We start from the raw sequence: 17666 nt of genomic DNA, 5'->3' as shown, positions 1-17666 counted from the left end.
AATTAAATTTAGGCAGCTCGCATCTTATTGAAACGATAACGATATTTCGCGAACCATGACTCCACGAATGTTTCAGCCTTAATGAAGTCAACTGGGTCCACTAATGCCAACATCGTTACCATCATCACCCATTCGAACATCGGTATGCTCATGACTATTTCAATTCCAACATGAAGTCCTATGCCAGCCAACAGAACCCAATAGCGTAAATCCTTGAACCAAACCAATGTTCCCATCGCAAACTCCACTATCAGCGTGGACCAGGTCATAAATTTAATCAGCAAAAGGTTGTTTAATAGCGGCACCGGGAAACGCACAAACTCATCCAATCGAGTTGCCACATATACGGCGGTCCCATCCACCCAGTGATAGCCTTTAATTTTGAAAAGCACGGTCGCAATATAAATCACGCAGAACTGAATTTGAATCAAACGGGCCGCCCAAGGTCTTTCCATCGCTCGCTCTGTAGTTCCGTTCCGCATTTTCGACATCAAACGATCCAGGGAATATGCTTTGCCTGCTGCCGAAAACATCATGAAAAATAAAATATTCCGCAATACGATGTCGCCACTGTTCAGGATAAAGTCGTTCCGATTCTGGAATGAAAGCAAAGTTATAAATGCAATCACCATGGACGTTCGCGAAAACAAACCCAGCGTCACACCAATTGCCGCTGCCAAATTAACGATCGCGAGCATTGCCGGAACCCGCGGATCATTTGGCATCAAATCAAACAAGCTAAAACGCAGTGAAGAGCCGTACTCCACAGATGTTTTCAAAGTGACCAGACCATCAACTCCCCAAAATACATCCAGATAGCTCCAAATCATATACCAGTTGAATATCAACAACAGACCAAACAACACACGCATCAGGCCCAGATGATCTACCGGTTGCGGTTTAAAAAAGAAATCCCAGATTGCTCTAATTATTGTGGCTGATTTCATACTTTTCCTTTTTCGCTGGATAGAAATAGAACACACTCTCGCGCTTGTATTCCCCGCTCATGTCACCGTGACGAACAAAAACTTTTTGTGGATCCTGAACGTAGTTGTAGTAACGAAAGAATTGAAGCTTCTCGATCTCCCGCTTTCTTCCGTTCGCTTCGATGTGATTTACATTCCTGGCCACATAGCGGGCCACATCAAACCAAATCTCCTCGTTCTTTTCGGGCATCAGATATTCCTGTGTGAATTTGCGATAGCGATCGCCACCGATAACCTTCGAAAATCCATCCATCTGCGTGGGGCGCGGCAATGACCATTTTTCAGTGCTCTTGTCCTTGAATAGAATTTCGACTTCGATATAGGAATTCAATGACATTGGATTGGGAGCAAACATACTCCACGGCTGCTCCAGGCCGACGACGTCGATGTAGTAGCCGAAATTTCTTAAGATCAAACGCCCCAACTCACTTCGATCAGGAAATGAAGCTGTCATTATGATCATCAAATTAAAGGCTATAAATACGGAAATAACTGCGAGCTTTACCCGTTCAAAATACCGCGCCATATTTTCTCCCATTGCTATTTAGCAGACGGAAGTTACTGGAGCGGAAGCTTTATGAGCAAATGGCAAAGATGAAATATCTGTTACAAATAAGACAGCAGAAACTAAAATGCCCACTTCTTGAGTGGGCTTTTTACCAAAATCACGGATTTACTTCTTTTTAGATTCTTTAACGTCCACTGTCGCTGCGGACATCGTGTACTCGATGGTCACTTTTTCTCCAACCTTCAAGTCCCCATGAATCTTAGTGCCAGCAGTTCTTTCAATCTCCCATCTATCTTTGCCCTTTTGAACAACGATCATGGAATCTGTGATTTCCAGAATCGGCCCCGTAACCTGATAAGTCTTGGCAGCCAAACCAAAAGACGAACACAAAAACGCCAACGAAAATAAAAAAGCTTTCATAAGGACTCCTTTTTCAAAACTTCAACAGAGCCCTTCGTTACTGTCACTTTCTTTGGTAATCATCCTGATAACGGACAATATCATCCTCGCCAAAATAACTGCCGAGTTGCACTTCAACGAACTCCAACATCTCGTCAGAGTTATTGCGCATACGATGTTTTGCCCCCAATGGAATATGCACATGGGAGCCGGCTTTTACCGGAATCACTTTGTCATCCAGAACCACTTCGCCTTTTCCTTGAGTGATCGTCCAATGCTCCTCGCGCTTGGCGTGGCTTTGCAGTGACAACTGTGAGTGAGGATTCACGCGAATCACTTTGGATTTGAAAAACTCTGTGTCCTTAAGAATTTCAAAATAGCCCCAAGGACGATATTCATAGACATGTTCTTTCACCAGGGATGACTTCTGTTGAGCCAAAGACTCGACCACGTAACGAACATCCTGAGACTGGCCTTTTTTAACCAGCATCAAAGCATCTTTAGTATCGACCACGATCACGTCATCAATACCGATCGCCGAATAATTTTTTGCAGGATCGCCAAAAACGAAATTGCCGTGACCTTTAACGTTCAATACATCCTGACCCTTTTGCAAGGCAGCCACTGCATCCCAGGAGCCTACGTCATTCCAACCAAATTCTGAAGGAATACATGCCAGCTCATCGCCGCTTAATTTTTCCATGATAGCGTAGTCAATAGAGATGCTTTGAACGTTAGAGTAGATCTCTTCCAGGTTGGAAGCGTCTGCCTTCAACGCGGAAACTGTAGCCCAAAGTTCAGGTTGCAACTTTTCAAACAAAGAAACCATATGGGAAGCTTTGAATACAAAAATTCCCGCATTCCAGCTGAAGCTTCCTTGAGTCAAAAATTCCTTGGCTTTTTCAAGCGCTGGCTTTTCATGGAATTTAACGACTGAGTAGGCTTTTAATCCGTCGACCTCTTTCAGGCTGACAGCTTTGGTTTGAATATATCCATACCCCGTTTCAGGATACGAAGGTGTGATTCCCAAAGTCACAACTTTGTTGCTGTTAGCAACAGAGGCTGCAAAGTTAACCACTTTCAAGAATGCCTGTTCTTTTGAAATCAAATGATCAGACGGGAAAATTCCCACGATCTCATTTCCCAAGTCCTGCAAATCCAAAAGTTTGCAAAGAACTGCAATCGCTGGAGCTGTATTTTTGCCGTAAGGCTCATAAACAACGCGCACGTCGTTCATTTTATTGGTTTGAAGATTGATCTCCGTCAGGTTCTGAAGCGCCTTGGAAGTCACGATCCACGGAGTGCCCATTTTATGGCATCTTTCCAGGGTCATTGTTTGCAGCGGTTTTTCAAAAATCGTGCAAAATTGTTTTGGCATTTGCTGACGAGAAACCGGCCACAAACGCGTGCCGCTTCCACCAGATAACACTACAGGAATCATAGAACCTCCGAACATTGGGGAAACATCTTAACACCAGAGCTAAAAACAGGGTATTCCCTACCCCGCTTGGCCCGGGTTGTCATAGGAAATTTCACTTCAAAAGTAGAGTTTAAAGCCTCTTTACAGTATGAATGGGACCTATGATTAAAAAGACCAAAAAGATTGCAGCACAGTTAATAAAAATCCTGTTTGCAGCCGGGATCATTTACTGGCTGGTACAATCCGGAAAATTGAACTTTTCAGCTTTGAGCAATCTCTTAAATCCTGGCATCATCGCCCTTTCAGCCGGCATCGTCCTGGTGAACTTTTTCCTGGCCAGCGAACGCTGGAGAGTGCTGGTAAAATCCCAGGGCATTCCTGCAAAAGCCTGGTCTTCCTTCAAACTCACTTTGATTGGTCAGTTTTTTAACTTCGCAATGCCTGGTGGAGTGGGAGGCGACGTCATCAAGGCGTTCTATTTCACACGCGAATTTCCCGGAACCAAAGTCGTTGCCGCAACCAGTGTCCTAATCGACCGGGTCCTGGGCCTGTATGCGATGATCCTGCTGGCGCTTTTGGTGATGATCTATGATTTCACACACGTCAGCCACGTATCCACGCTGATGAGTCTTTTTTATTTCATTGTTGCACTGTTCGTGACTTTTTCGATTGCTCTAAGTCTGGTGTTTTCAACGAAAGTTTATGATCGCCAGATTCTGAAAAGAGTGATTCACAAACTACCCTTGTCTGAAAAGTTCATGAAAATCTATGAAAGCCTGCACCTGTACGGCAATCACATTCCGCGAATTATTCAGGTGATCCTGCTTAGTTTGATCGCCCAAACAACGGCCATCTTGTTTTTGTATATGGTGGGAATGGTTTCTGGTTTTTCAGAAATTCCGATGAAGACCTATTTCCTGGTGGCACCATTGGGCTTTATGGCGACGGCAATTCCTATCTCCCCTGCTGGAGTGGGCGTGGGACAGGCCGCTTTCTATTTCCTGTTCAATGTCTATACTGGAAAATCAACAGACGTGGGACCGACTACGATCACTGCGTTTCAAGTAAGCTCGTTTGTGGTAAGCCTATTGGGCGCCTTTTTCTATATGCGCTACAAACGCCCGAAAGATATCGCCGAAGCCGAAGAAATGGCCTGATAGTTAAATCCCGAATTAGTGGCGCGGAATTTTTCCAGGGTTTCGCGCTCCTGTTCAAGCTTTACAGATTTGAACAAATAACACTTTCCGACTCCCGCCGAGTAAGCAGCCAACAGGTCCGTAGCGCTGTCTCCAACCATAATCGAATTTCCCATATCGATCTTGAGTTTTTCTTTCACCAGTTGAAACATTCCGGCGCGGGGTTTTCGCAATCCCGCAAACATACGGCCCTCAGGGACTGACTCATTTTCAATAAAAGAGGACCAGACGCACTCGTCAATCCAGGCTCCTTGCTGCGCCAATAGCTTCAGCATTTGCTGGTGAACTGATTTATACTCTCCCCAAGTGATTCGTCCCCGGCCAATTCCAGATTGATTTGTCACCAATGCGACCCAATAACCAGTGTCGTGAGCTTTCTTAATCAACTCGACGATTTCCGGAATCAGCTCAACTTGATCGGGGTCCTTGTTATAGGGAACATTTCGAACGACGACATCGTCGCGATCCAAAAACAGGCATGGTGTAAAATCAGAATCTACACCCGTCCAATTTTCGATCAGGGATTCAAACTGTGCAGACAAACTTTGCCAAAAGGTCAGCCACGCCCCAAGATCCGCTGTGTGCCACAAATAATCAACTGCCGCAGGCATCTCAGTGCTTCGGGAAACCCAGACACGTTGTCCTTGCGCATAGGCATCCACCGAACGCAAAACAGAATCCTGGCCCTCAAAAAAGAAAACCAAATCATGTGCGCCCGTTTGATACTTGCCGCGAAGAAAGTCACTTTCCTTGCGCACTGTGAACGGAATCTTTCCGGCAAACAGCTGTCCCAAAGGATTTAGCCATTTTGAAAGATCCTGTGGAGCCTGGTCTTCGATAAATACCAGCACTCCCCCCATTCGAACTGTGTCTGCAACTAATTGCGCCCATGATTTCATACTTAAAAACATACGACAAACACCACGGGCTGTCCTCGCTTTTCACTTGCCGCCACGCATTTTTGTCATAAACTTTATAGAGTCTCGAATCTGACCTTCAACACGAGGAATCCATGACGTTACTTTTAAAACAGCTCTTTAATTTCATCAAACTTCTGAATTCAGACACCGACACCATGCCATTGGCATTTGGCCTGTCCCTGGGATTGCTTTTGGGATTTGCGCCTTTTTTCTCGATTCAAACGGCAATTGTATTGTTTATCGTTTTTGTTTTTCGTGTTCAGCTGGGTGCCGCTTTTCTTTCGGCCTTCTTTTTTAAATTTGTCGCTTTCCTATTCGACACTCCTGCACATCATCTGGGAAAAGTCGTTTTGGAAATGGAAAGTTTAAGACCGTTGTTTGTAAGCATGTACAATATGCCGTTCGTTCCGATGACCCGCTTTAACAACAGCATCGTCATGGGCTCCATGGTCGTGTCTGTTCTGTTATTTCCATTTGCATATTATGGCTTCAAAGCATTGATCCTGGCGTACCGCGCGGCTGTTGTGGCGCGCTTCAAAGGCACCAAGTTCTGGAAAGCTCTGACGGCAACGAAATTTTATATTTGGTACTCCAAGTACAACGATCTTTACGGGGAATAGGATACAATCATGGCAAACACACAAACACCCGCAGCAAGCAAAAAGAAAAAAGGCATCATCCGTTGGGGTGCCCTGGTTCCCTTCATCGTCTTCTGTCTTATCGTTGGACTTTACTTCCACTTTTTCTTTGATGGACATCTTCGTCGCGCCATGGAGTGGGGCGGCTACAAAGCCCTGGGCGCGGAAGTAAATATTGCCGATCTTAAAACCAGCTTCTTCGATGCACACATCAGCATTAAAGGCATCGAGTTCACAGATGCCGAAAAGCCCACACACAACTCCCTGAAGATCGGTGAAATCCGCTTCGGCATGCTGTGGGATGCTCTTTTGCGCGTAAAGTATGTCGTGAATGAAGCCGTCGTTGAGCAGATTGAATTCGGAGTTAAAAGAGCCCGCCCTGGAAAAGTGGCGCCACCTCCTCCGGTTTCCAATGAGCCTGGCGTATTGGCCGAACAGGGTGATAAACTTAAAGCCCAGGCAAAGAAAGAGTTGGATGCCCAGTATGGCGAAAATGTTCTGGGTGATGTGATTTCGATGCTTGGAGGAACAGATCCAAATGCTCAATTGCAGAAGCTGCAGGAATCTTTGCCATCCAAAGCGATGATCGAGAAGTTCGAAAAGGATCTGCAAGCCAAACAAAAAATGTGGGACGAACGATTAAAGACATTGCCTCAGGAAAAGGACATCAAAGCCCTGGGTGATCGCCTTAACAAAGTTCAATACAAGGACTTTAAAAACCCTCAGGAGATCGCAAGCTCCATTCAAACACTTGATGGCATCTACAAAGATGCTGACGGCAAGTACAAGCAATTGCAGGCGGTCAGTGATGACCTGGGCCAGGACCTGAAAACCCTTCAAGCGCAGTACGGTGAAATCGAAAAACAAGTCAAAGTCGACATCAAGTCCCTTGAGCAGCACTTCCGAATTCCTCAAGTAGATGCGAAGGCGCTGACGATGGCCGTGTTCAATCGCTACCTTGAACCTTACAAAGCCAAATTCTTCAGATACAAATCGTTGGCAGAAAAATATCTGCCACCAAAGTTTGTAAATAAAGATGCTGCCAGCAAAGAGGAAGAAATTGCCATCCAACCACACCCCCGCGAAGAAGGCATCTCGTACGAATTTGGCCGTCCAAATTCCTATCCGATGTTCTGGGTGAAGCGCACGGCAATCAGCTCACAAGCCGGCCTGACACCAAATTCCGGAAACGTCAAAGGCGAGATCCTGGATATCACTTCCAATCAACGTCTGGTGGGACGACCAACAATCGCGACTTTGGCGGGTGACTTTCCAGCTATGGAAATTCTTGGCTTCTTATTAAAACTTTCTTTGGACAATCGTAAGGACGACTCGGTCATCGACTATCAATTTAAAGTCGCATCCTATGCCATCGAAGGAAAAGATCTGGTGAAGAGTCCAGATGTCAAAATCGCTTTCAACAAAGCGCACGGAGAGATGGGCATCCAAGGATCCCTGGTGGGTTTTAAAAACCTGGCGGTGGATTTTGATAACAAGTTCACCAAGATCGACTACGCCGTATCTTCGACCAACAATATTGCAGATGAAATTCTAAAGGCGGTGTTCGCCGGCATTCCGGTCGTCACACTGACAGCCAAAGGACAGGGCAACCTTCCTAACGTACCGCTGTCCATCAATTCAAATCTGGGTCCAGAGCTTTCCAAAGGCTTTGAAAAACAAATCCAGGCCAAAGTTGATGAAGCTCGTAAAAAGATCGAAGCCTACGTTGAACAAGAGATCGGCAAACAAAAATCTCAGGTAGAAGCGCAGATTAATCAGTTCAAATCGCAGTTCGACAACGAAGTGAAAAAAGCGCAGGAACAATTGGATTCGCAGAAAAAACAGGCTGAATCCAAAATTGACACTGCGAAAAAAGATGCTGAAAACCAAGGGCGCAAGCAGCTTGAAAAAGAAGGCCAAAAAGCCGTCGACGAATTGAAAAAACGTTTTGGCCTTTAAGCTTCAACTTTAGTCAAAATTTCCTTTAATAAACTGATATCAACGGGTTTGCTTAAGTACGCATCAAACCCGTTGTTTCGGCAATCCACCTGACCTTCTGCCGTCGCCTGGGCCGTCACTGCAACGATCAAACCTTTGTAGCCACTTTCCCGCAGCAATGTGGTTGCCTGATATCCATCCATCACCGGCATTTTGATATCCATCAAAATAACATCGAACTTTTTCCGCAATGCCCGCTGCACACCGACCTGACCGTTTTCGCTGGTTTCTACGCGAGCTCCTTCCCGCTGCAGATACCTTGCCATCAGAACCCGCAAATCATCAGAATCATCCACGACCAGAATTTCGCGGTTCTTCAGTAAGTTACTGTGTTGTGGAATGGAGATCTCTTGTCGGGACTGGCGGGTGATTTCATCTGGTGAAATCAGTTTTACCTCATCAGCTCTTCCCACCGGCAGAACAAATTCAAATGAACTCCCCTGCCCCAGCGCCGAGTGCAGCAATAATAAATCTCCCCCCATGCCCCGGGCCAGCTGACGGCTTAACGCCAATCCCAACCCTGAACCTGGAACACGCTGCACATCAGGATTCTCACCGCGCACGAACGGCTCAAAAAGCTGACTTTGCATAGTCGCATCCATCCCCAAGCCCTTATCAGTAACGATGATACTGATAAAGCCATTGCCATTCTGTTCGACAAACCGGGCTCGGACTGTAACTTCGCCATACCCCATATACTTCACTGCATTCGACAGCAAATTGATCAACACCTGACGAAAGCGCACTGGGTCGGAAGAGATTATGGCCGGAAAATCAGTTTCAAATATTAACGACAACAGGTGCTTTGAACTGTCCAACGTCGATCGAATCATCGAAAGAGAATCCTCAAGCTCCAGCCCCGGACTCATCGAGCAAGACTGAAAATACAATCCCTTGCTTTGAATCTTGGACAAATCCAAAAGGTCATTCACCAGAGTCACCATGAACTTACCCTGACGATGAATAGCTTCGACATCAGAACGGTTTTGCGCCTGCAGCTCGCGGCTGCCTAACATCGTCTCAGCATAGCCCAGAATGGAGGAAATCGGCGTGCGAATTTCGTGACTGGCATTGGCCAGCAGGACAGACTTGCCACGATTGGCGGCTTCGTGCAGATCGCGCTCCCGGCGCAGTATGTCCTCGTTCTTTTTAGTTGTGATATCCCAGGCTATTCCTGTCATGCGAAAGGCCGTCTTCAGGTCTTTAAAAACGCGACCCTTGATAGCGATGTATCGAACAGAATTCTTTTCGTCATTGAATTCGACTTCGGCATCCAACTCACCCTGGCTGACGAAATGTTTTTTAAGGATCTCCAGAAGCTGAGCCGGGCCTTTCGGAAACAGCTGAATGTTTCCATTGTACTCAAGCTCCCCCGTCTCAACGTACCAGTCCCAGGATAATGCATCACTGGAAGCCATCGACATCCTCAGATGCTCTTCACTTTTCTTCAATTGATAGTCCATCGAAATCATCCGCAGGATAGAACGATTCAAGTTTTGACCAATAAAGGCCAGCAGCACCAGATAGAAAAGAATCAAAACACCCAGCACCTGATGGTCAGGCACCTCAGATACAAATAGAAATCCCGCACTCCACCCGGCAAGAGCCGGCCCCACCAGACAAGCCATCGCTTTTCTTGAAGAGACATAGTAAATCAACGGGCCTGCCGTCATCGCGGCGATAATTAATGCTGCGACAGTCTGAACAGAAACATTGGAGCTGGTGGAAGCCATGACTCCGCAGAATCCCCAACCGAATCCCGATATCAGTAACTGCGAACAAAGCAAATACTCCCAGAACTTCAATTGATTTTGACTAGTCACTGTTTGCTTTACGCGATTCCATCTCCACAAAGACAGAACGCGGATGGTGGCAGTACCCAACATAACGGACATCCACCCCAACAATATTTCGTGAGGGAATTCATTCCAAGTCACCCACAGAAATGCAATCACGTTTCCGGTTATGGCAAAAGCACCTTTCAAATGCTCCTGATAAATAAGATTAAGTTTACGCACTTGAAACTCAATGCTTTCCTCTGAACGAGTAGAGCGAGCGAAGGGATTAAACGAAGATAGCTTTGCCATGTCTGCGGTCTATCAATCTGCATTGGATTTTTCAATGTGCGAAACTATTTGTAATGCTGTAATGATTGAGTCAGTTTTTCAATTCAACACAATGGACCTGAGTAATTTCACTTTCAGCAAAACGAAAGTTTTCGTCGATGAATCAATCATCACTGTTCTTCTTTCAAAAGTTTCGTAAAGGTTCTTTGCAGGCCCTGAACAGGAGTTCGACGTTAATTCGTAAATTATTAAAATCATTGGGCATTTTAGCTCGCATTTTATATTTTCACTTTTTTTGAAGTCATCGAACATGCTAGCCTTTTAGTGAGGTAGCAAATATGAAAACGATGAATCTAAAAAACCTTCTGATCCTAAGTGTGATGACTGCTGCAACTGCAGCATGCTCTAAAATGGAGTTCTCACCGGCACCTTTGGAAATGGCTTCATCCGTACCAGGCACTTCTGTAAGTTTCTCCCAAGTCGTAGGATACGGTAATAAGCAAGTCGACTTCCTCATTGTGTTCGACGACTCGAACTCCATGCTCCCAGACTTAAAAAAGCTGGCGGCGGGCATGGGGGATTTTGTCGGATCACTTGAAAACTCAGGAATAGACTGGCAAATGTGTATGACTAATACACGTGCTATGAATTCAGTGTGGGGCTTCTCTGCTGATTGGGTGGGATACTCACCTTCTGGTGGCACACCAGCCTATCTATTAAAAAAGGGCACTCCCAACCTGACAAATATTTTTGAAAACACCGTCAATGCATTGACGATTGGTGGCTCCGGCTCCGCTGATGAACGCGGATTGAAAGCCACCTACAATCACTTTGCACTTGCCGGCAGCAACAATTGCTATCGTCCTGGCGCGGCCCTTTCTGTGATCATCGTTTCAAACGAAGATGAACGCTCTGTCGGCGGTGATCCTTCAAAGGTTAAAGCCAACGATGCCGTCGGAAGCCTGATCCCATTGGAAGCTGAAGACATGCCGGAAAATGTTCTGGCTATGGCGAAACAAAAGTTCGGCAGCGATGTGCGCTTCACCTTCAACAGCATCATCGTAAAACCCGGTGATAAATCCTGCGAGGCCATGCAAGATGCCGCTTCAGCATCGCCAAGTCACGAAGGCGTGCACTATGAAAAGTTGTCCGTGCTTACTGACGGCGGAGTCGGCAGCATCTGTGATTCCAGCTTCGCCAACAACTTGAATACATTCCGCGATAAGATCGTAAACTCGATGACTCATATGACTCTTCAATGCGCACCAAAGGCCGGCACTGTACAAATCAAAGTCAACGGTAGCGCCTTCACACAGTTCACCGTGTCTGGCAAAGTATTGAAATTCAACTCACCACTGGTAGAGGGAACAAAAATCGATCTGGCATTTGACTGTCAGTAGTCCCGGAAACAGACTTGATTGATATTATTTTGAAATAGATTTGAGAGCGTCAGAGACATAGGAATTGTCTCTGACGTTTCCACATTTGCGAAGCCTCTAAAACGAAACTTCTCGATCCCTCTACGGGTCTTTTACTTCGCTTCCAACAGGGATCTCATGTATTCAACAGAGTCCTTGGTATGCCAGTCTATTGAGCCCACCAGTTTTTTTACCAGTTTCAAGTCCTTGTTCAAAACCAGCGACTCTGGCAAACGGGAGACATCAAACATCTTCATCAAACTGCGATCCTGATCATAGACGATCTTGATGTTGGCACCCTTCAATTCCGGAAACGATTTCAGAAATACGTGAATGTCTTCCTCGTTGCTATCGCCAGAGACTGCAATCAACTGCACATCTCCTTTGAACTCATTCACCAGCTTGATCAAGGAAGGCACTTCCTCAACACAAGGACCACACCAGGAAGCCCAAAAATTCAGGATGACGACTTTGCCCTTCATCGAATGAAGTTCAAATGCCTGCCCGTCCAGGGATTTTGAAGTGAAGTTAGGAGCGCCCTCAGTTTCCATTTTATCAACCGAGGAAATCGTCGCAGGGCTTTGCTCCACGCGACTCATGAAAAATCGATCAAAGGCCCATATAGCCAATCCGCCAAGTGCCAAAACCAATGCAAGAGCTTTTAGATGTTGTTTCATTGATGTTCCTCCAGTTGGTAAAATACCAAAAAAAAACCCAGGTTGCCCTGGGTTTTTTAAAAATCGGTTTTGATTCTCGAAATTAAGCGCGAGATTTAGCGCGTGCTTTCTTTTGAGTTTTCTTAACAGTTTTCTTTTTAGCAGCTACAGTTTTTGTAGTCGCTTTTTTCGCTTTAGAAGCTGCTTTTTTAACTGGTTTTTCAGTAGCTTTAGCAGTTTTTTCTTCTTTAGCAGCTGTTTTAGCTTCGAAATCGTAGTCTACGAACTCAAGGAACGCCATCTCAGCAGTGTCACCTGGGCGACGACCGATTTTGATGATGCGAGTGTAACCACCTGGACGAGAAGCAAAACGAGGAGCCAAGTCCTTCATGATGATGCTTACTACGTTTTTATTTGGGTAGCGAGACAACAACAAACGAGTTGTGTTCAAGTCACCTTTTTTACCCAAAGTGATCGCGCGCTCAACGTGACGGCGAGTTTCTTTCGCACGGTCTACAGTTGTAGTGATACGGCCGTGCTCTACTAGAGACTCAACCAAACCACGAAACAACGCTTTTCTAGGGCCAGATTTACGATCGAAATGCTTTACTCTTCTTCTGTGTGAACTCATATGTTCTCCGGTTAAAACGTGGGGACCGTATCAGGTATCCTCACGAAGAACACTCGTGCTTAATTGCTCGGTGTTTCTTTTTCGGGCTCCAGCCCTCACCAACTCCTCAGGGAGTTGGTGTCATCACAGCTTGTGACTATTGTTGTGTTTCTCTTTTTACTGGTGGTTGAGAAGGATCCCAACCTGGAGGCGGCCAACCTTCGATTTTCATACCGAGGCCAAGACCCATCTCGCCCAAGATCTCTTTGATCTCGTTCAAAGACTTGCGTCCAAAGTTTTTTGTTTTAAGCATCTCTGCTTCAGAACGAACAACCAACTCACCGATGTAACGGATGTTAGCGTTTTTCAAGCAGTTCGCAGAACGAACAGAAAGCTCAAGATCGTCAACAGAACGGAACAAGTTCTCGTTCAATGAAGGCGAACCTAGCTCGCGAGATTCTTCAACTGGCTCCATGCTTTCATCGAAAGTAAGGAAGATTTGAAGTTGTTCTTTCATGATTTTAGAAGAAAGAGCAACCGCTTCGTCCGGCTTCAATGAACCATCAGTCCATACTTCCAAAGTCAATGCATCGTAGTCAGTTCTTTGACCAACGCGCGCATTAGAAACATTGTAGTTAACTTTACGGATTGGGCTATAAAGAGCGTCAACGCCGATGAAGCCAACTGGAAGATCTGTTTCTCTGTTTTCAACAGGAACATAACCACGACCGAAGCTAACAACGATTTCCGCGCTGAAAGATGCGTTCGCGCCCAAAGTAGCGATATGAAGATCTGGGTTCAAAACTTCGATCTTATCAGAAACTTGGATATCTGCTGCAGTTACTTTGCCTGGACCTTTTTTATTGATCTTCAAAGTCAAAGAGTCAGAAGTGTACTGTTTGAAACGTACTTCTTTAAGGTTCAAGATAATGTCAGTAACATCTTCAAGAACGTCTGGGATCGTAGTGAACTCGTGCAATACGCCTTCGAATTTAACCGCAGTAATTGCAGAACCCATCATAGAGCTAAGAAGAATTCTTCTTAGGGAGTTACCAAGAGTAACGCCGAAACCTCTTTCAAGCGGACGGATAATGAATTTTGCGTAGTCATCACGAAGAGTATCACGATCAACCTCAAATCCCTTTGGTTTGATCATTTCTCTCCAAAACTTATAATAATGCTCTTGCATGGATCCCCCGAGAGGTTAATTTATCTGAGTAGTTTTTTGTTAAAAACACCAGGAGTGAATTTATTCAACTCCCCATTCAACAAGAAATGGACGTTTTTAACAAGCTGTCTTGCTTCGCGGCACGGTTTTTGAATCAAACTGCGTGAATCGATTCACGCAGCTCATTAAAAAACCCAAGAATTCAAACCAAACAGGCGACTTCCATATGGAGTCGCCTACAAGGTTATTAGATTCTTCTGCGCTTAGGAGGACGGCAACCATTGTGCGGAACAGGAGTGATATCTTTAAGAGTCAAGATTCTCATGCCTGTAGCAGCCAAAGCACGGATCGCTGGTTCACGACCAGCGCCAGGGCCTTTAAGGTATACGTCAACGGCTTTCATGCCAGCTTCCATAGCCTTTTTTGCTGCGTCTTCTGCTGCAACTTGCGCTGCGAATGGAGTACCTTTACGGCTACCTTTGAAACCAAGGTGACCTGCAGATGACCAAGAAACTGTAGCTCCAGATGGATCTGTCATAGTAACGATAATGTTACCGAAGCCAGCTTGGATGTAGCAATTCCCTTGAGGAACGTTTCTTTTAACTTTTTTCTTAGCAACTGTTTTGTTTTTATTTTCAGTGTTCATCGCTAATGCCCTTTACCTAGACTGCTTTTTTCTTGTTAGCTACCGTCTTCTTAGGACCTTTACGAGTACGTGCATTAGAACGAGTGTTCTGACCACGAACTGGCAAGCCTTTACGATGGCGGATGCCGCGATAGCAGTTAAGGTCCATCAAACGTTTGATAGATTGGCCAACTTCACGACGAAGATCACCCTCTACTTTAAAGTTTTGTTCGATGATGCCACGGATTTTTGCGATGTGCTCGTCTGTCAAACCTTCAGTTCTTAGAGTTGAAGGAATGCCTACTTGCTTGCAAATCATAGCTGCACGAGGACGTCCAATGCCGTAGATGTATGTCAACGCGATTTCAACGCGCTTATTTCTAGGTAAGTCGACACCAAGAATACGTGCCATGATTAACCCTGCCTTTGCTTATGTTTAGGGTTCTCGCAGATAACGCGAATAACGCCTTTTCTTTTAATAACTTTGCACTTATTGCAGATTGCTTTTACTGATGGTCTTACTTTCATATTTCTTCCCATACTTGCTAATTTTTTGACCGGAAAATGGCCAAAATATACAGCAAAAATACAAACGAGGAGTCGGACGCTATCACCGAGCAGCTTTAATGTCTAGAGCAAAAAAATAATAAAAGTGGTTAGCCTATTATTTTTTCGATCTCTGTATAGACCTGCGCAGTGTCCCTATTACCGTCGACCTGGATGTACTTTCCTGATTTTTTATAAAACTCTTTTAGTGGGCTAGTGAATTCCTGGTAGTTCTTGAGACGAGTCCCAATAACCTCAGCTTTGTCGTCGTTACGCTGAACAACTTCGCCGCCGCAGTTATCACATTTACCTTCCGTCTTGGTAGGCTTACTGACGATGTGGTAGACTGCCCCGCAATTTTTACATACGCGTCTACCAGTTAAACGATCCATCAAAATTTCCATCGGAACTTCCAAAAATATGGCTTTTCCAATGGAAAGTGTCATTTTATTCAAAAGGTTATCCAAAGCCTCGGCTTGCGCCACAGTTCTTGGAAAACCATCAAGGATAAAGTTATTTACGCCTTTTTTAAGTACTTCCTCAACCATACCGATAACAATGCTATCCGGTACTAGTTGCCCTTTATCCATGTACTCTTGGGCTTTTTTGCCAAGGTCAGTTTGACCTTTGATGGCAGCTCGGAACAAATCCCCTGTGCTGATTTGAGTCATACCTAAGTTCTTAATCAACAACTCAGATTGTGTACCTTTACCAGCCCCTGGGGCTCCAAACAGAATCAAGTTCATTAGAACTGAACCCTTCTGCTACGGATTTTCGCACCCTTCATGAAACCTTCGTATTTTTGAGTGATCATGTGAGACTGAACCTGCTGAGCAGTATCCAAAGCAACACCAACCAAGATCAAAAGTGAAGTACCACCGAAGTAGAACGGAAGGCTCATTTGGCTAGCCAGGATACCTGGCATAACGCAAATAGCTGAAAGATAGATACAACCCAATACGTTTACGCGCTCAAGTACTTTTTGGATGTAATCCGCAGTGCTCTTACCCGCGCGAACGCCAGGAATGAAACCGCCGTACTTTTTCAAGTTATCAGCAACGTCGTTTGGATTGAAAACGATCTCTGTATAGAAGAACGAGAAGAATACGATCAAAGCAACGAACATTATGTTGAAGATTGTGCCTGATGGATTCAAAGAATCCTGAAGCGCCTTCAACCATGGAGTGTTAACGAACTGTGCCATCGTTGCCGGGAACATTAACAATGAGCTCGCAAAGATCGGCGGGATAACCCCAGAGAAATTGATTTTAATAGGAAGATGGCTTGTCGGAGTTTGCATTGACTGCATTCCGCCGCCACCAGCACGCTGAGAATACTGAACAGTGATTCTGCGTTGTGCAACTTCCATATAGATAACCGCAGCGATGATTGCCACCATCAATACCAATAGAAGCAGGATAACTGCGAATTTCATTTCGCCAGAAAGCATAAGCTCCCAAAGACGATGAGCACCTTGAGGAATTGCTGCCGCGATACCAGTGAAGATGATCAAAGATGTACCATTACCGATACCTCTTTCAGTGATCTGCTCACCCAACCACATGATAAAACAAGTACCCGCGGTCAAAGTGATGATTGTCATCAACTGGAATGGAAGGAATGCCACAGTCGGCGCAACCACAAGGGAGCGGCCATCTGGGCTTGTAGAGTTCATCAACCAAGTTGAGATACCGTAACCTTGTACGATAGCCAACGCTACAGTCGCATAACGAGTGTATTGATTGATTTTACGACGTCCTGCTTCGCCTTCCTTTTTCAAAGATTCCAAAAGAGGAACCGCTGAAGTCAGAAGTTGGAAAATGATAGAAGCAGAGATGTAAGGCATAATTCCCAGCGCAAAGATACTGAACTGGGAAAGTGCACCACCCGTAAAGGTGTTGAAGAGTCCGAAAATCCCCTGGCTTTGAGCCTGGAAGAAAGAAAGCACCGCAGTTCCATCCACGCCTGGCGTTGGAACGTGAACTCCGATTCTGTAGACGGCCAATAAGGCCAACGTGAAGAATATACGTTTACGAAGATCCGAATTCTTTGCGATGCTTTCAATTGCAGACACTACTTAATTACCTCGACTTTGCCGCCAGCAGCTTCAATAGCTTTCTTAGCGCTTTCTGAAAATTTGTGAGCTTTTACAGTCAAAGCTGTTTTTAGCTCGCCCATTCCCAAAATCTTAACCGCGCCCTTATTAACAAGTCCAGCGTTGAAAAGAGTTTCAGGAGTTACTTCTCCAGAAAATTTAGCAAGTTGTCCTACGTTGACAATCTCAAAGTTGTTAGCAAACGCGACGTTGCTAAAACCAAATTTTGGCAAACGACGGTGCATAGGTGTTTGACCACCCTCGAAACCACGACGCACAGTACCGCCGGTGCGAGCCAATTGACCCTTATGACCTTTAGTAGATGTACCACCCATACCAGAACCGATACCACGACCGATTCTTTTTGGAGCGTGTTTAGATCCAGCTTTAGGAGCTAGTTGATTAAGCAAGCTCATG

The 17666-nt window shown here is 45.3% G+C and carries 19 protein-coding genes; 4 read left to right on the top strand and 15 right to left on the bottom strand.

Annotated features, from left to right (window positions below; all coding sequences use genetic code 11):
- Positions 1-8: 8 nt before the first annotated feature.
- The 4 genes from ACLVWU_RS03970 to ACLVWU_RS03955 all read right to left on the bottom strand — a co-directional run bounded on the left by ACLVWU_RS03970 (position 9) and on the right by ACLVWU_RS03955 (position 3334).
- Entirely contained in the window at positions 9-947 is a 939-nt protein-coding gene (locus ACLVWU_RS03970) for an HTTM domain-containing protein (RefSeq protein ID WP_413577501.1), read from the bottom strand.
- Positions 925-1440 (bottom strand): hypothetical protein, encoded by a 516-nt coding sequence (locus ACLVWU_RS03965; RefSeq protein ID WP_413577499.1) that lies wholly within the window; start codon positions 1438-1440, stop codon positions 925-927. The genes ACLVWU_RS03970 and ACLVWU_RS03965 overlap by 23 nt, the downstream gene beginning before the upstream one ends.
- A 219-nt stretch (positions 1441-1659) precedes the next feature.
- Entirely contained in the window at positions 1660-1914 is a 255-nt protein-coding gene (locus ACLVWU_RS03960) for a hypothetical protein (RefSeq protein ID WP_413577498.1), read from the bottom strand.
- A gap of 43 nt (positions 1915-1957) precedes the next feature.
- A complete protein-coding gene (locus tag ACLVWU_RS03955) occupies positions 1958-3334 on the bottom strand; it encodes a mannose-1-phosphate guanylyltransferase/mannose-6-phosphate isomerase (protein ID WP_413577496.1) in 1377 nt (458 codons plus the stop codon).
- Positions 3335-3474: 140 nt separating this feature from the next.
- Here ACLVWU_RS03955 and ACLVWU_RS03950 point away from each other — a divergent pair, with 140 nt between their 5' ends.
- Positions 3475-4470 carry a lysylphosphatidylglycerol synthase transmembrane domain-containing protein gene (locus ACLVWU_RS03950; protein ID WP_413577495.1) on the top strand — a complete coding sequence of 332 codons (996 nt, stop codon included), beginning with the start codon at positions 3475-3477 and terminating at the stop codon, positions 4468-4470.
- Here ACLVWU_RS03950 and ACLVWU_RS03945 read toward each other — a convergent pair.
- Positions 4425-5408, bottom strand: coding sequence for a D-glycero-alpha-D-manno-heptose-1,7-bisphosphate 7-phosphatase (locus ACLVWU_RS03945; RefSeq protein WP_413577492.1), 984 nt, complete (start codon positions 5406-5408; stop codon positions 4425-4427). The two genes, ACLVWU_RS03950 and ACLVWU_RS03945, sit on opposite strands and share 46 nt — an antisense overlap.
- 113 nt (positions 5409-5521) lie before the next feature.
- Here ACLVWU_RS03945 and ACLVWU_RS03940 point away from each other — a divergent pair, with 113 nt between their 5' ends.
- Positions 5522-6049, top strand: a complete 528-nt coding sequence (locus ACLVWU_RS03940; protein ID WP_413577489.1) for a TIGR03546 family protein — start codon at positions 5522-5524, stop codon at positions 6047-6049.
- Positions 6050-6058: 9 nt separating this feature from the next.
- Positions 6059-8026, top strand: coding sequence for a TIGR03545 family protein (locus ACLVWU_RS03935; RefSeq protein WP_413577488.1), 1968 nt, complete (start codon positions 6059-6061; stop codon positions 8024-8026).
- On the opposite strand, the gene ACLVWU_RS03930 is transcribed toward ACLVWU_RS03935, so the two are convergent.
- Positions 8023-10152, bottom strand: a complete 2130-nt coding sequence (locus tag ACLVWU_RS03930; protein WP_413577485.1) for a response regulator — start codon at positions 10150-10152, stop codon at positions 8023-8025. The genes ACLVWU_RS03935 and ACLVWU_RS03930 overlap by 4 nt on opposite strands.
- Positions 10153-10469: 317 nt before the next feature.
- Here ACLVWU_RS03930 and ACLVWU_RS03925 point away from each other — a divergent pair, with 317 nt between their 5' ends.
- Complete coding sequence (locus ACLVWU_RS03925) at positions 10470-11531, top strand: hypothetical protein (protein WP_413577483.1); 1062 nt, start codon at positions 10470-10472, stop codon at positions 11529-11531.
- Between the two features lie 131 nt (positions 11532-11662).
- Here the strand turns inward: ACLVWU_RS03925 and ACLVWU_RS03920 are convergent, their stop codons facing one another.
- The 9 genes from ACLVWU_RS03920 to rplO form a co-directional block, all read right to left on the bottom strand.
- Positions 11663-12226 carry a TlpA family protein disulfide reductase gene (locus tag ACLVWU_RS03920; protein ID WP_413577480.1) on the bottom strand — a complete coding sequence of 188 codons (564 nt, stop codon included), beginning with the start codon at positions 12224-12226 and terminating at the stop codon, positions 11663-11665.
- Positions 12227-12308: 82 nt separating this feature from the next.
- Positions 12309-12836, bottom strand: a complete 528-nt coding sequence (rplQ, locus tag ACLVWU_RS03915) for a 50S ribosomal protein L17 (RefSeq protein WP_413577477.1) — start codon at positions 12834-12836, stop codon at positions 12309-12311.
- Positions 12837-12972: 136 nt separating this feature from the next.
- On the bottom strand, positions 12973-14004 hold the full coding sequence (locus tag ACLVWU_RS03910; protein ID WP_413577475.1) for a DNA-directed RNA polymerase subunit alpha: 1032 nt from the start codon (positions 14002-14004) through the stop codon (positions 12973-12975).
- A 226-nt stretch (positions 14005-14230) separates the two neighbouring features.
- Positions 14231-14629, bottom strand: a complete 399-nt coding sequence (gene rpsK / locus ACLVWU_RS03905) for a 30S ribosomal protein S11 (protein ID WP_413577473.1) — start codon at positions 14627-14629, stop codon at positions 14231-14233.
- 16 nt (positions 14630-14645) lie between these two features.
- Complete coding sequence (gene rpsM, locus ACLVWU_RS03900) at positions 14646-15020, bottom strand: 30S ribosomal protein S13 (protein ID WP_142699144.1); 375 nt, start codon at positions 15018-15020, stop codon at positions 14646-14648.
- Between the two features lie 2 nt (positions 15021-15022).
- Positions 15023-15136 carry a 50S ribosomal protein L36 gene (gene rpmJ / locus ACLVWU_RS03895; RefSeq protein WP_011165332.1) on the bottom strand — a complete coding sequence of 38 codons (114 nt, stop codon included), beginning with the start codon at positions 15134-15136 and terminating at the stop codon, positions 15023-15025.
- 128 nt (positions 15137-15264) lie between these two features.
- Positions 15265-15900 (bottom strand): adenylate kinase, encoded by a 636-nt coding sequence (locus ACLVWU_RS03890; RefSeq protein ID WP_413577470.1) that lies wholly within the window; start codon positions 15898-15900, stop codon positions 15265-15267.
- Complete coding sequence (gene secY / locus ACLVWU_RS03885) at positions 15900-17228, bottom strand: preprotein translocase subunit SecY (protein WP_413577468.1); 1329 nt, start codon at positions 17226-17228, stop codon at positions 15900-15902. The genes ACLVWU_RS03890 and secY overlap by 1 nt, the downstream gene beginning before the upstream one ends.
- Entirely contained in the window at positions 17228-17665 is a 438-nt protein-coding gene (rplO, locus tag ACLVWU_RS03880) for a 50S ribosomal protein L15 (RefSeq protein ID WP_340599065.1), read from the bottom strand. The genes secY and rplO overlap by 1 nt, the downstream gene beginning before the upstream one ends.
- Position 17666 lies beyond the last annotated feature (1 nt).

The organism is Bdellovibrio sp. HCB290, assembly GCF_047305925.1.
Lineage (GTDB): Bacteria > Bdellovibrionota > Bdellovibrionia > Bdellovibrionales > Bdellovibrionaceae > Bdellovibrio.
Note: the sequence above shows the minus strand (reverse complement) of the source record. Positions and strands in the feature narration are given on the sequence as shown.